Below are 13,845 nucleotides of genomic sequence, written 5' to 3'. Positions count from 1 at the left end.
ATTATTATCCTCTTGCATTTTGGTTTATGACATCTTCCGACACATCACGCATTGCAGTGCAACAAATTGATCCACATGAGTTAAAAGCATGGGTCAAAGCTCAAGCATTAGACTTGGGTTTTGCTGATTGTGTCATCGCAAAACCAGATGCTCAAGAGCAAATGCCACGTTTTTTAGAGTATCTTGAACGTGGTTATCATGCAGACATGACCTATTTAGAAGAAAATCTAGAAAAGCGAGCTGATCCAACACTATTAGTGCCTGGTACAAAAAGTATTATTTGTGTCCGCATGAATTATCTTGTGGAATCTCCAAAGCCTCGATATGTACCTTTGGAACCTAACTCCGCCATTATCGCCCGTTATGCACGTGGTCGTGATTACCATAAAGTCATGCGTGGCCGATTGAAAACGCTAGCAACACGAATTCGTGAAAAAGTTGGTGACTTTGAATCTCGTCCTTTTGCAGACTCAGCTCCTATTTTTGAGAAATCATTAGCTGAAAGTGCTGGAATGGGTTGGACAGGTAAACATACTTTGCTCATTCATAAAAAGTCAGGTTCTTTTTTCGTATTAGGTGAGTTATTTACATCACTCGACCTACCTTTTGATGAGCCTGCAACAGCACATTGTGGTTCTTGTAGTGCTTGTATTGATATTTGCCCGACGCAAGCAATTGTCGAACCTTATATGTTAGATGCTAGACGCTGCATTGCTTACCTAACCATCGAATATAAAGGAATTATTGCTGAAGAATTACGTGCAGGTATTGGAAATCGAATATTTGGTTGTGATGACTGCCAGTTAATTTGTCCATGGAACAGCTTTGCCAAAACAGCATCTATTACTGATTTTAATCCTAGACATGGATTAGATAATATTAGTCTGCTTGATATATGGCAGTGGGATGAAGCCACTTTTTTAGCCAATACAGAAGGTAGCCCTATCCGCCGGACAGGTTATCAATCATTTAAACGTAATATTGCAATCGGATTAGGAAATGCTCCTTATTCAAAAGAAATTGTAGATCAACTACAAAATGGCAAAAATTTACATGACGAAATCGTCAATGTGCATATTGATTGGGCAATTGAACAGCAACTTAATCAACTTCAACTATCAAATTAAAAAAATGATGTTTTTTGCCCTATAGCTTTAATACGAATTCTGTATGATTATGTATAGTGAATTAATGCCATCATCATGGATATGACAATGACTCTACGTAATGATTGGAATCGTGAAGAAATCCAAGCTTTATATGAACAACCTTTTTTGGATTTAGTTTTCAAGGCTCAGCAAGTACATCGTGAGCACTTCACTGCCAATTCAATTCAGGTCAGTACCCTTTTATCTATTAAAACGGGTAAATGTCCTGAAGATTGCAAATACTGCTCACAATCGGCACATTACGAATCAAAACTAGAAGCAGAAAAACGTATTGCTGTTGAAAAAGTGATTAGTGAAGCGAAAGCTGCAAAAGATTCAGGTTCTTCACGTTTTTGTATGGGTGCTGCTTGGCGTAACCCACATGAGCGCGATATGCCTTATGTTTTAGAAATGGTACGTGAAGTTAAAGCATTAGGTATGGAAACCTGTATGACTTTAGGCATGCTTAACCAATCTCAAGCAGAACGCCTAAAAGTTGCTGGTTTAGATTATTACAACCACAATTTAGATACATCTCGCGAGTATTATTCTCACATCATTAGTACTCGTACTTTTGATGACCGTTTAAATACCCTTGATTATGTTCGCCAAGCTGGTATGAAAGTTTGTAGTGGCGGTATTGTGGGTTTAGGCGAAACTCGTGAAGACCGAATTGGTTTATTACATGAACTAGCTACCCTACCAATTCATCCTGAATCTGTGCCAATCAATATGCTTGTTCCTATTGAAGGAACACCTTTAGCTGATGTTGAAAAGCTTGATGTTATTGAGTGGATTCGTACTATTGCTGTAGCGCGTATTATCATGCCGCATAGTTATATCCGTCTCTCTGCGGGCCGCGAATCATTAAGTGATTCAGATCAAGCATTAGCATTTATGGCAGGTGCAAACTCATTATTCTCTGGTGATAAACTACTAACCACACCAAATGCTGGTGAAGGTAAAGACCAAGCTTTATTTAATAAACTAGGTTTAACGGCTGAAAAACCAAAGCCAACAGTTGCTGATTTATCAGTAGATGCAATGAGTGCTTAACTCAAATTAGAAAATTTAAAAGCCCTGATCATTCAGGGCTTTTTTCATTTATATAGAAGTTACTAATATTCCGTAAGTAGCATTCAGAAAGGTTCCGACTCGAATAATATCTTTTCCTGCTGCATGCGTTACTGTGAATTCTTGGCTCAACACATCAAAATTAAAAGAATCAAAAACATCTTGATGGTGTAAAAGCCAAGTCACTGTATCTGCTACATTTTCATCCGCAATATAAGTTAAGGCCTTGAAGTCTTTACTCATAAATAACTCTTAAAAATAAATTTTATGAATTTTATATGAGTTCACTCTACCTTAAAAGAAAATCTAAGCTGCTTTAGGATTTACTAACGAATGACCTGACAATAGACTTGCCAAGGCTTGAGGTGTAAATTCTAAAGAAAGCACATGATTTTTGAGATTGACTGAATGCTTACTAATTAATGGAAGTAAGCCATCTTCTGTTTCAAAGACATATTCATCTGCAATATTTAAGATACCTTCAAGGTTTGTCGTACTTGAAGCAAGATCATGGCTAAAGATGTCATAAATCGTTTGCAAGTTAAACGTTGTTTGCTGCTCCGTCGGATGCTTGATGAGATAATCCTTTAAAAATAAAACTAATTTATGAGCAAAGAAAAAGTAATTAGGTTTATAGCTATACTTCATAGTATTCATGGAACTGAACTCCAGATTATCTTTTATTGAATTACAACTAAAACAGTAGGAATTGAACCTTAAAAAATTCTTAAAAAATTAAATATATTTATAAGATACACACAAAATAATTTTATTATTAAAAAACAAATACTTATATAAAAATATTAAATATTTATTATCTTAAATATTTTAGAATTACATTAATTAAATAGAATACAAGAACTTAGATATTACCAGTTTTTAAATTTCATTTTAAGTAAAAACCAATTTGCTATTTTACCAAATGATAAAAATAATTTTTTTTAATTTTTATTAATAAAAACAATTGATCAAAATATATATAAATATAATGTTTCTCTTGTTTTTTGATTGAAAAGTGATATATTTCCTTCGCCTTACTTAATCAGAATAAAATTACTGAAAAGTAATGGATTTTATTTTAAAAATATATTTTGGGGATTTTATGAAAAAGTTTATTTTTGTGGTGGGGGTTTCTCTCTTAAATATAGCAAATGCACAAGCAGCAGATGGCACAATTACTATTAATGGTCTTGTCACGGATAATACTTGTACTATTGATACTGGAGATAAAAATTTAACAATCAATTTGCCTACTGTTTCATCTCAAACCTTAAAAAATGCTGGTGATGTAGCTGGTCGCACACCTTTTCAAATTAATTTAACGAACTGTGCTGCTGCAGGTAAAGTCGCAACTTATTTTGAACCAGGCGCAACCATTGACTTTAATACGGGTCGTTTATTAAACCAAGCAACTTCTGGTGCAGCAACAAATGTAAATATTCAGTTACTTGGCAGTAATAACGCTGTAATTCCTGTACTTGCTACAAGCACAAATGAAACTCAAACGAATTCACAATGGGTAAATATTTCAGCAGGCGGTAGTGCTGATCTTAACTATTATGCCGAATATTATGCTACAGGTGCTTCTACTGCTGGTACGGTAACATCGCAAGTAAAATACACGATCATTTATCAATAAACTTAAAATTGAAGCTTCTATTCATGAATAGAAGCTATCTCCTTCCTATTATTTATTATTGAGAATATGACTGATGCTTTTTCGTGGTCGTAAATTTTTTTGGGGATTAGTTTGTCTGCAAGTAGCGCTCACTACTACAGGCCATACTGAAATTGTTTTACATGGTACTCGTGTCATTTACCCTTCAAATGCACGTGAGATCACATTACAACTAAGTAATAACGGCACGGCCCCGTCTCTTGTTCAAGCATGGATCGATGATGGAAATGCAAATTTAACACCAGATGAAACAAATGTACCTTTCATTATTACTCCACCAATTTCAAGAGTAGAAGCAACTAAGGGGCAAACCTTAAGAATTACAGCGTTGCCTACTACATCTCAACTAAGCCAACAACAAGAATCTATTTTTTGGCTTAATGTTTTAGATATACCTCCTAAACCTGAAGGGAGAACTCAACAAGGTCAAACCACAACAACCTCTAACAATTTTTTGCAACTCGCTGTTCGTTCGCGAATTAAATTTTTTTACCGCCCTATAGATCTAAAAGAAAATATTGATCAACTAAGTGACAAAGTCGAGTGGAAAATAAATGATCAATATCTAATGATAAAAAATCCGACACCTTTTTTTCTTACTATTACCTCCATTTTTCAAGGAAGTGAAGGCCATAAAACAGACTTATTGCAACAAGGCTTAATGATTGCCCCTTATTCAGAGGATAAAATTAAACTAAAAAATAAAAACTTAGCCGATATGAGCTTTGTATATATCAATGATTACGGTGGACGAGTTGAACACCCAATAAAATTCTAACCTCATTGTATTACTTAAGAAAATTTAAAACCTATCATGAATAGACTCTAGAACTATGTCTAAATGGTTTATACCTTATATATGTTTAAAAAGCCCCTTTACTTGGTATGTCGTCTCAAGTATTACGCTATTCATGCCTGTGGCTATATATGCTGAAAATAATACTGATGCTCCACATTTTACAAAGGCTGAATTTGATAGCAATTTCTTAGTAGGTAATGCACAAAAAATTGATATAGCTCGCTTCAAATACGGAAACCCGATCTTGCCTGGTGAATATAGCTTAGATGTTTATATTAATGGTCAATGGCTGGGTAAACGGCGTATGCGATTTACTGCCTCAGCTCCTAACACAAATGCTGAAACATGTTTTACAGAAGCCGCGTTGCTTGAATATGGCGTAAAAGCTGATGTTCTAAGTCAACATGATTCTAATTCATCACCTTCATGTAAAGCTCTCGCGTCATGGATAGATGGTGCTTTTTATGTATTTGATAGTTCCCGTTTAAGAATTGATATTTCGATCCCGCAAGTCGTCTTAGAAAAAAATCCGCAAGGCTATATCGATCCACATTTATGGGATCGCGGTATTAATGCAGCTTTTTTAAGCTATAACGCCACAGCATATCGAATAGTCAATGAACAACATCAAAATAGTTATGCTTTTATGGGAACCAATCTTGGAGCAAATTTAGCAAGGTGGCAGTTTCGCCATAATGGACAATGGAAATGGCAAAGCCAATCTAATAATTCTTCTTATACATCGACAAATACATATATACAAAAGGCGTTTCCCGATATTCACGGTGTTGTGACTTTAGGAGATTATTTTACTAATAGCGATTTTATTGACTCTTTGCCCTATCGTGGAATGAATATTTCAAGTGATGACCGAATGCTTCCAAATAGCATGCTCGGTTATGCTCCAAGAGTTCGAGGTTATGCCAAAACCAATGCAAAAGTCGAAGTTAGACAACAAGGTAATTTAATTTACCAGACCACTGTTCCACCTGGGAACTTTGAAATTAATGATCTCTATCCCACAGGATTTGGAGGTGAATTACAAGTTTCGGTACTTGAATCTAATGGAATAGTTCAAAAATATTCTATTCCATATGCTTCTGTCATTGAAATGTTACGTCCTCAAATAAGCCGATATTCATTCACGTTAGGACAATTTCGAGACCCAAACATTAAGTTAACTCCATGGCTAATACAGGGTAAATATCAACGCGGAATCAATAATTACCTTACAACTTATAGCGCAATTCAAGGAACGCAGCAGTATTTCTCTGTATTGTTAGGTACAGCTTTTTCAACGCCAGCTGGTGCTATTTCTTTTGATGCAACTCAGTCAAATGCCAATTTTTCCCATCAACCTAAAATGACAGGGCAAAGTTATCGTCTAAGTTACAATAAGTTATTTTCTCCAACGCATACTAACTTAACACTAGCAACTTATCGTTATTCAACACAAAACTATATCAAGCTACGAGATGCAATTTTAATTCGGGACTTACAAGAGCAAAACATTGATAGTTTTTCGGTAGGTAAGCAAAAAAGTGAATTCCAGATTAATTTAAATCAAGCTCTTCCAAACCAATGGGGAAATTTCTATTTAGTAGGTTCGTGGACAAACTATTGGAACCAGTCTACTACTAATAAGCAATTCCAATTAGGTTATAGCAACCAATTTAAAGATTTAACTTATAGTTTCTCTGCAATTAATAGTGAAACTATTGAAACTGGTGGGCGAGCTGACCAAGATACTCAATACCTCATTTCTCTATCCTTTCCCTTAGATTTTAAGAAAAGCTCTTTAAATTTAAATAGTCTTCTAAGTAAAGATAGCCAAATTTTGAGTTTTAGCGGTTTTACAGGAAACCGTTTGAATTACGGCGCATCAATTTCTAGTCAAGACCATGGTCAAACAAACCTCAACATTAATGGCAACTATAAGACAAACTACACAACATTAGGTGCTTCATTCAGTTACGCTGACTCATATCAACAAGAAATGCTTAACTTGAGTGGCAATATCGTTGCCCACTCCGAAGGAATTCTATTTGGGCCAGATCAAGCACAAACAATGGTTTTAGTTTATGCACCAGATGCAACAGGAGCACAAGTCGGTAATACACCAGGCCTCAGCATAAACAAAAATGGATATGCGGTTATCCCCTATGTTACGCCTTACCATATGAATGACATTAGTCTTGATCCGCAAAACATGTCTACTCAGGTTGAGCTAGCTGAAACTAGCTTACGTATTGCTCCCTATGCAGGCTCAATCACTAAAGTTCAATTCACAACAAAAAAAGGTTATGCACTTTTTATTAGCACGACCACTTTAGATGGCTCACACTTACCTTTTGCAGCACAGGTATACAACCAAAATAACGAAGTGATAGGTATTGTTGCGCAAGGCAGCCGTATTTATTTACGAACCCCTTTAACACATGACCGTTTATATGTGAAATGGGGTGATAAGAGTACTGAAAAGTGCGAGCTTGAATACGATATCACGGATCAAATAAAGCATAACAATCAGTCAATTATTATGACAAAGGCAGCGTGTAAATGAACAATATCTTAAAAAAAATTGGATTTTTGGCGATGAGTCTATTTGCATATAGTCATACAAATGCAAATTGCATTCTAAGTAAAGGGTTTAAAACAATAGACATTATAATGACAGTTGGAACAATTGTAGTTCGTCCTACGGACCCTATAGGGACTATCTTACAGAAAAGTACATTTGCAATTTCTCCAAATGACTCAACTGCAACTTGTAACCGTCCCGGTGATCTGATTAATGCCATCCTCCCTTTAAATTATCCTATTAGTCCTATTGGAAATAATGTCTTTGCGACAAATATACCTGGTATTGGTATTCGTCTTTATCGCGAAACATCAGATGTTTCAGATTTTACAGGATATTATCCATACTCACAGCCATTACCTCCAAATACACCATATACGCTTTCACAAGGATATTTCGTTATGGAGATAATTAAAACTGCTGAAATTACTGGCTCTGGAGCATTAGTAGCTGGCCGTTATAGTAGTTATTATGTAACAGGACAACTAAATCGACCTTTATTAACAACAACTGTATTAAGTAATGCTCCTATCCGAATTGCATCTTCATCGTGTGAAATTCAAAATGGTGTGGATATACCCATTCAGCTCCCAACTGTTACAAAGTCAGGTTTTAAAGCGATTGGTTCAACCCAAGGAGAACAGAATTTTAATCTATCAATTTTATGTAACGGCGGCGAAAATACTTCTGGTATATCTACAAGTAATATGATCAGTTTAAGTTTTGATTATACTTCTGACTCTACAAATAATCAGGTCATTAATAATAGTGCCGCGGACTCAACCAAAGCCAATGGTGTGGGTGTAGAATTATTATGGAATATGAATGGTGCCACTACCCCAATTCAAAAAACAATAAAACAAAATATAGGCATAGTCAGCTCTAATCAGACTATAGAGTACGATATCCCCTTAACTGCTCGTTATTATCAGACCGCCACCAATGTGACCGCAGGTGAGGTTAAAGCCACTGCGACGGTGACTATTCAATATGATTAATTTATCTCTTAAAATTTATTAAAAATAATTAAGCTTAGCTCAGCTAAATAATCTTAAAATTTAATGTTTCAAAAATTTTGTAGTTAGATTAAAAAGTCACATAAAAAAATGCTCATAAGCAAAAATAGCAAATGAGCATTAGTGATAACCACTTAACCTGAAATACAAATTGTGGGAAATAGATCACAATTTGCATAACTATAATTCCAAAATTTAGCTTAAAAATCAAGTCTTTTTTTTAACAAAAATTTAAATAAACAAAGTAAATTATTGTTTTATATTAATTAAAAAATTAAATTTATTTTTTACATTCCTATTTTATAGTGTTTCTAAAGAATTATCATTCTATTAATTAATAAAAACTTAATTTTAAGAAAAAAAAAGAAATTGATTTATATAACTTAAAAATAATTTATTTATTTTTCAAAAGCTTAATAAAAACGAATTTTATAAAATTATAAAGAATTACATAATCTATAATAAAAAAAACATAAATAAATTTAGAAATCCCCTTCAATTACAAACAATATTCTTAGGCTTTTATCAGAACGTAACATGCTCATTTTTTGGAAAATATTATGTATTGTTTTACTAAGTCTAGGAGCTACAAGTATAGGTTACGCGATCAGTAAAATTGATCTTTTTCTTTTCCTCATAGGGCTACTTTTACTAATATCTTTTATTTTAGCTTTAAAACAGGCACGTGAAGATGCAGGCTTTTTTTCTGATAACTAGATGAAACCAATTGGGTATAACTATCAATATCTAGCTTGTTTATTAAAGAAAATTTATATTTTGAAAGATTCGAAGCAGCTTACTAGAAAATCCATTACTGCCCGTATTGCAGGGCTATGCCGTAAATCTTCGTGTGTGACTAACCATATTTCAGCACTCATCGGATAATCATCTTGTAATCTGACCAAATTACTAAGAGCTCCTAAAAAATCAGGTAAGACCGCTAAACCAATTTCTCCACATGCAGCTCTCCACTGTAACTCGGGATTATTAGTAACCATTATAGGTTCTTTATGATTTAACCTTTCTTTTAACTTTTGCTGTTTTTGACCATGCACTCCCCCCACTTCTACACTAATCCATTCATAATTTTCAGGATCTGTTGAAGCTAAATAATTTGGACCTGCATATATTCCAAAAGGTATTTCACCTACTTTGCGAGCAACTAAATTTTCATCTTTGGGACGTCCAAATCGTACCGCAATATCAGCCTCACTATGCTGCAAAGAAACATAATGAACATCACCGAGCACCCGTAATTTTAATTGCGGATAATGGCGATAAAATTTACCCAAATGGGGCATGATGAGATGTGCAGCAGTTAAAGGAGGCATACTAATAGAAACACTTCCCATTACTTCTTGCTGACCTGCTTGAGTTAGACGTTCAATAGAAAAAGTTTCTTCCATCATACGAGCAACTACTTGTGCAAGACGTTCCCCATCAGGAGTCAGAATGTATGTCCGTGGTCTACGATCAACTAATTTAAGTTTTAAATTTTGTTCTAGCTGGGCAATTCTTCTAGATACAGTTGCATGATCTACTCCCAATTTTCTGGCAGCAGCGGAAAGTGACTTTTCTTCGGTAAAAACTGAAAAGTAATGCAAATTTTCCCAATCAATCATTGTGCAAATTTTCACATTAGAAGTGTATTAATATGGAATTGTACACCTTTATAGATTTGTCGAGAATAAAACCTTTCTTAATGGGAGCCCGTCCATGAACAGAACGGTGGCTTACGCCTATGCTGGTGTTGTCTTAACGATGTTTTTTTGGGGATCAGCATTTAATGCAATGTCTTATATTATTCAACATATGCCCCCGTTATCTGCTGCGTCTGAACGTTTTTTTATTGCAAGTCTAGGCTTACTCTTAATCTTTTCAATAACAGGCCAGCTTAGATGGACAGCCTTAAGACAGAATCTAGCTATCTATCTGATTATTGGTATTATCGGAATTGCGGGATTTAACATTGGCTGTTTTTATGGACTTCAAACCACATCAGCTGTTAACGGTGCTTTAATTATGGCAACCACGCCATTAATGACTCTATTAATGACAATCCTTTTAGATGGTGAAAAACTTACTACTAATAAATTCTTAGGCGTTTTATTTGGCTTAAGTGGCGTGTTACTGGTGATTAGTCAGGGACATATAACGACTTTGCTGCACCTCAAAATAGACATTGGAGATCTATTTATATTATTAGGCGCATTTGGATTTTGTCTTGCAAATGTACTGTCTCGCCGTTATGTAAAAAATGCGACTCCGCTAGAAACAACAACTTTTTCTATGCTATTCGGGGCAATAACACTTGGTTTGTTGAGTGTGATATTTGAAGATCCTCTTACAGCGATTACATCTGCCCCTATAAATGCGCACTTAGCCATGGGATATGTTGTTATCTGCTCTACCATGATTGCTTATCTATTCTGGTTTAATGGCATACAAAAGTTAGGTGCTGGTCGTGCTTCTGTCTTTTTTAACTTTGTGCCAGTGTTCAGTATGATAATTGCTCTACTTACTGGACAAGCCCTCAATATCTGGCAGTTAGTAGGAACAGTTTTAGTGATGCTTGGTGTAATGAGTAGCGGAGGATTTTTTAAAATTAAAAGCACTGCACTTATAGCAAAACCTTGTACAAAATAAGAAATGTGCTGCTACATTAAAAATTTATCCTTAATATGTAGCAGCATTTTCAAATATAAAAATTATTCCTCAATAATTTCTTTAAATTCTTATATTTTCAAATTTTTTTTACATTTGTGATGGTTTATACAAAAGCTCATCTTAATTATTCCGTTGTAACAAATACTGTATGTTTCTTTAAAACTTAATAAAAGATTGCCATATATAGTTTTAAAACTACCAAAGGAGATATTAAAATGAAGCTGGATTTTACAACAATTGAAAAGCAAGCCAAATTGCTAAAAGAAGAGCAAGAAAAGATCGAGCAACGAGATCATGAATTTCAAGTTGCCTTAGATAAGCACAGAGAATCCCTAAAGAATTTATTTAAAGATCTTTTCTCCGACCGAGAAATTAAGACTGAAAATGGAGGTCACTTCTGTGTAACCTTCGGAGATTTCAAAATTTCCTTATTGATTGAAACTGCTAAATTTGAAAATGGTGTTCCTGTAAAATTAAACTCCGTAAATCCTGTTATTATTAAATGCAAGAAAGATAAGCCGATTGCAAAAGCACAGTTTACAGATGCAACCCAATATCTAGATAGCCATTTAGACACTCCAAATTATCAATATTATTTTAAGCAAGAAGATAAAACCCAACTGGTACAATTTTCTGAACTTCCCACTTATTTCCAACTAGTTTTAGACGCAAATGCATAAAATAGAGCCCTCTGCAGAGGGCTTTTTCATATATTATTTTCTATCATTTAAGTTTTTAAAAATAAAATCAGTCAAATACTTTTTCTTTTATCTATTAATTATTTAACTCAATTTTAACATCCCACACTTCAAAAATATTTGATTCTTCTTAAAATTACTTGTATATACATGTTTATATTTGATTATACAAATATGAATGAATAAGAATAGGATGGCTCTTAAAGGATAAGGAGAGTGAAATGGACTCATCGGCTGGGAAACCTAATAGTAGTTTTATAGAAAACCGAAGCATCGACTTTATTCCTGAAAATGAAAGACATGGCGGAGTATTTGCTCAATTTACCTTATGGTTCGGTGCCAACTTACAAATCACAGCCATAGTGACAGGCGCACTAGCCGTTGTGTTAGGCGGGGATGTTTTTTGGTCTATTATTGGCTTATTAGTAGGACAATGTTTTGGGGCTGCCGTCATGGCACTACATGCTGCACAAGGTCCTAAACTTGGTCTGCCTCAAATGATTTCAAGTCGTGTGCAATTTGGGGTTTATGGTGCGTGTATTCCAATCATACTCGTTTGCCTCATGTACATTGGCTTTACCGCAACTGGAGAGGTATTAGCGGGTAAAGCAATTGCACATTTAGCACATGTCAGTAATACAACTGGTATCTTAATTTATGCAAGTTTAATCATTTTATTCGCAACGATTGGATACCGTTTAATCCATTTGGTAGGCAAAGTAGCCAGTATTATTGGTTTGATTGCTTTTGTGATTATTTTGACTCAGATCTTAGCACTTTCTGATTTTTCTGAGCTCTTAGCAGTACGTCATTTCAGCTGGTCTTCATTCTTATTAGCAGTTTCCCTTTCTGCTTCTTGGCAAATTTCTTTTGGTCCCTATGTTGCAGACTATTCTCGATATCTTCCAACTAAAACATCTTCATCTCGTGTTTTTTGGGCAGTGGGCTTAGGTTCTTTAATTGGCTCACAAATTTCTATGAGCTTAGGTGTTTTAATCGCTCAAGTTGCTAACGGCAATTTTGTCGGAAATGAAGTTCAATATGTTGTTGGTATGAACCCAATTACCCTTGTCGTGACTTTTCTATATTTTAGTATCGCTTTTGGGAAAGTTACTCTGACGACCTTAAATGCCTATGGCAGTTTTATGTGTATTGCTACGATTTGGAATAGTTTCAAATCAACAAATCAAATCTCAAAAATAACAAGATTATTGATTGTCCTTGCTATGGTTGTAGTCTCAACCTTTATTGCAATTATAGGTGAACATACTTTTTTAAGCGCCTTTAAAGCATTTATTTTGTTTTTGCTTACCTTTTTTATTCCGTGGAGTGCCATTAATCTTGTTGATTACTACTTTATCTCTAAAGAAGAATGTGATGTAGATGCGCTCTATGATCCAAATGGTAAGTATGGACGTTGGAATCGGATTGGTATTACCTGCTACTTTCTAGGTATTTTGATTCAACTACCATTTATTGATAGTAAATTTTATACGGGTCAAATTGCGGCAATGCTAGGAGGAATCGATTTATCGTGGCTGGTAGGCCTTATCTCAACTGCTTTAATTTATTATATTTTCGCCAAGAAAGCTCAATTAAAGTTTTCAAAAAAGTTAGCTATTGATCAAATCAAATAATGAAGCTAGATAAGCTATCAAAGTCGATCACCTTGATAGCTTATTAAAATGATTTTACAGTTATTCTGGTAGCGCTTTAGCCTGCGCCGAAATAGGCAATCCAAATAACTTATCAAAGCTCCAATTAAATATAAAAGTATAGATAGGGATAATGATAATAAAGGCCACATCTAACCAAAAAGCAGCAATGAGGGAAATATCCATCCACCATGAAATAAGCGGAATTAAAAACAGAACCAAAGTAAGTTGAAAACCGATGGCATGTCCAACTCTACGCTTAACTGTACGGATATGACTGCTTTGTTTAGCTTCCCATTTCTCATATAAAATATTGTAGATAAAATTCCAAGTTACAGCGATGGTCGTAATCATGACAGAGAGTGGTCCTGTATGTTCAACACTATCACCTGCCAAAATCGCTAACCCTACTGATGAAATAATCATTCCGATTATTTCATAGGAAGAAACATATACAATTCGACGCTTTATACCTTGCATAATCAATAAACTCTGCTTCATTCCTTATATTTTAATTTCAGTCAAAATC

The 13,845-nt window shown here is 34.7% G+C and carries 14 protein-coding genes; 10 read left to right on the top strand and 4 right to left on the bottom strand.

Going from position 1 to position 13,845, the window contains the following annotated elements:
• Positions 1-26 precede the first annotated feature (26 nt).
• Together queG and bioB are read left to right on the top strand one after the other, a co-directional pair.
• Positions 27-1,127, top strand: coding sequence for a tRNA epoxyqueuosine(34) reductase QueG (gene queG, locus JGE69_RS04140; protein ID WP_199113227.1), 1,101 nt, complete (start codon positions 27-29; stop codon positions 1,125-1,127).
• Positions 1,128-1,214: 87 nt separating this feature from the next.
• The gene (gene bioB, locus JGE69_RS04135; RefSeq protein ID WP_017386794.1) at positions 1,215-2,204 is read left to right on the top strand and encodes a biotin synthase BioB; all 990 of its coding nucleotides are present in this window, start codon (positions 1,215-1,217) and stop codon (positions 2,202-2,204) included.
• A 48-nt stretch (positions 2,205-2,252) separates the two neighbouring features.
• Here bioB and JGE69_RS04130 read toward each other — a convergent pair whose 3' ends face one another.
• Both JGE69_RS04130 and JGE69_RS04125 read right to left on the bottom strand, forming a co-directional pair.
• Positions 2,253-2,465 carry a hypothetical protein gene (locus JGE69_RS04130; protein ID WP_002121471.1) on the bottom strand — a complete coding sequence of 71 codons (213 nt, stop codon included), beginning with the start codon at positions 2,463-2,465 and terminating at the stop codon, positions 2,253-2,255.
• A 63-nt stretch (positions 2,466-2,528) separates the two neighbouring features.
• A complete protein-coding gene (locus JGE69_RS04125; RefSeq protein ID WP_017386793.1) occupies positions 2,529-2,879 on the bottom strand; it encodes a hypothetical protein in 351 nt (116 codons plus the stop codon).
• 409 nt (positions 2,880-3,288) lie between these two features.
• Between JGE69_RS04125 and JGE69_RS04120 the strand changes: the two genes are divergently transcribed.
• From JGE69_RS04120 to JGE69_RS04100, 5 genes are all read left to right on the top strand, one after another.
• Complete coding sequence (locus JGE69_RS04120) at positions 3,289-3,861, top strand: fimbrial protein (RefSeq protein ID WP_017399865.1); 573 nt, start codon at positions 3,289-3,291, stop codon at positions 3,859-3,861.
• A 73-nt stretch (positions 3,862-3,934) separates the two neighbouring features.
• The gene (locus JGE69_RS04115; protein ID WP_017399866.1) at positions 3,935-4,678 is read left to right on the top strand and encodes a molecular chaperone; all 744 of its coding nucleotides are present in this window, start codon (positions 3,935-3,937) and stop codon (positions 4,676-4,678) included.
• Positions 4,679-4,817: 139 nt separating this feature from the next.
• Positions 4,818-7,262, top strand: a complete 2,445-nt coding sequence (locus JGE69_RS04110; RefSeq protein ID WP_199113225.1) for a fimbria/pilus outer membrane usher protein — start codon at positions 4,818-4,820, stop codon at positions 7,260-7,262.
• Entirely contained in the window at positions 7,259-8,278 is a 1,020-nt protein-coding gene (locus JGE69_RS04105; protein WP_060465772.1) for a fimbrial protein, read from the top strand. The genes JGE69_RS04110 and JGE69_RS04105 overlap by 4 nt, the downstream gene beginning before the upstream one ends.
• A gap of 555 nt (positions 8,279-8,833) precedes the next feature.
• A complete protein-coding gene (locus JGE69_RS04100; protein ID WP_031948130.1) occupies positions 8,834-9,013 on the top strand; it encodes a hypothetical protein in 180 nt (59 codons plus the stop codon).
• A 53-nt stretch (positions 9,014-9,066) separates the two neighbouring features.
• On the opposite strand, the gene JGE69_RS04095 is transcribed toward JGE69_RS04100, so the two are convergent.
• A complete protein-coding gene (locus JGE69_RS04095) occupies positions 9,067-9,918 on the bottom strand; it encodes a LysR family transcriptional regulator (RefSeq protein WP_199113223.1) in 852 nt (283 codons plus the stop codon).
• Between the two features lie 94 nt (positions 9,919-10,012).
• Between JGE69_RS04095 and JGE69_RS04090 the strand changes: the two genes are divergently transcribed.
• From JGE69_RS04090 to JGE69_RS04080, 3 genes are all read left to right on the top strand, one after another.
• The gene (locus tag JGE69_RS04090) at positions 10,013-10,942 is read left to right on the top strand and encodes a DMT family transporter (protein WP_199112400.1); all 930 of its coding nucleotides are present in this window, start codon (positions 10,013-10,015) and stop codon (positions 10,940-10,942) included.
• A 236-nt stretch (positions 10,943-11,178) separates the two neighbouring features.
• Positions 11,179-11,643: a hypothetical protein gene (locus JGE69_RS04085; protein ID WP_199112398.1), complete on the top strand. Its 465-nt coding sequence runs from the start codon at positions 11,179-11,181 to the stop codon at positions 11,641-11,643.
• 239 nt (positions 11,644-11,882) lie between these two features.
• The gene (locus JGE69_RS04080) at positions 11,883-13,298 is read left to right on the top strand and encodes a purine-cytosine permease family protein (RefSeq protein ID WP_199112396.1); all 1,416 of its coding nucleotides are present in this window, start codon (positions 11,883-11,885) and stop codon (positions 13,296-13,298) included.
• A gap of 60 nt (positions 13,299-13,358) precedes the next feature.
• On the opposite strand, the gene JGE69_RS04075 is transcribed toward JGE69_RS04080, so the two are convergent.
• Positions 13,359-13,796, bottom strand: coding sequence for a PACE efflux transporter (locus tag JGE69_RS04075; protein WP_086264525.1), 438 nt, complete (start codon positions 13,794-13,796; stop codon positions 13,359-13,361).
• Positions 13,797-13,845 lie beyond the last annotated feature (49 nt).

This window comes from Acinetobacter sp. C13 (assembly GCF_016809775.1).
GTDB lineage: Bacteria > Pseudomonadota > Gammaproteobacteria > Pseudomonadales > Moraxellaceae > Acinetobacter > Acinetobacter pittii.
Note: the sequence above shows the minus strand (reverse complement) of the source record. Positions and strands in the feature narration are given on the sequence as shown.

Bases quoted from the DNA above. Each gene is read 5' to 3' on its own strand.
- JGE69_RS04115 (WP_017399866.1), top strand. From the start codon at position 3,935: ATGCTTTTTCGTGGTCGTAAATTTTTTTGGGGATTAGTTTGTCTGCAA.
- JGE69_RS04105 (WP_060465772.1), top strand. From the start codon at position 7,259: ATGAACAATATCTTAAAAAAAATTGGATTTTTGGCGATGAGTCTATTT.
- JGE69_RS04095 (WP_199113223.1), bottom strand. From the start codon at position 9,918: ATGATTGATTGGGAAAATTTGCATTACTTTTCAGTTTTTACCGAAGAA.
- JGE69_RS04080 (WP_199112396.1), top strand. From the start codon at position 11,883: ATGGACTCATCGGCTGGGAAACCTAATAGTAGTTTTATAGAAAACCGA.
- JGE69_RS04100 (WP_031948130.1), top strand. From the start codon at position 8,834: ATGCTCATTTTTTGGAAAATATTATGTATTGTTTTACTAAGTCTAGGA.
- queG (WP_199113227.1), top strand. From the start codon at position 27: ATGACATCTTCCGACACATCACGCATTGCAGTGCAACAAATTGATCCA.
- JGE69_RS04130 (WP_002121471.1), bottom strand. From the start codon at position 2,465: ATGAGTAAAGACTTCAAGGCCTTAACTTATATTGCGGATGAAAATGTA.
- JGE69_RS04090 (WP_199112400.1), top strand. From the start codon at position 10,013: ATGAACAGAACGGTGGCTTACGCCTATGCTGGTGTTGTCTTAACGATG.
- JGE69_RS04125 (WP_017386793.1), bottom strand. From the start codon at position 2,879: ATGAATACTATGAAGTATAGCTATAAACCTAATTACTTTTTCTTTGCT.
- JGE69_RS04120 (WP_017399865.1), top strand. From the start codon at position 3,289: ATGGATTTTATTTTAAAAATATATTTTGGGGATTTTATGAAAAAGTTT.
- JGE69_RS04085 (WP_199112398.1), top strand. From the start codon at position 11,179: ATGAAGCTGGATTTTACAACAATTGAAAAGCAAGCCAAATTGCTAAAA.
- bioB (WP_017386794.1), top strand. From the start codon at position 1,215: ATGACTCTACGTAATGATTGGAATCGTGAAGAAATCCAAGCTTTATAT.
- JGE69_RS04075 (WP_086264525.1), bottom strand. From the start codon at position 13,796: ATGCAAGGTATAAAGCGTCGAATTGTATATGTTTCTTCCTATGAAATA.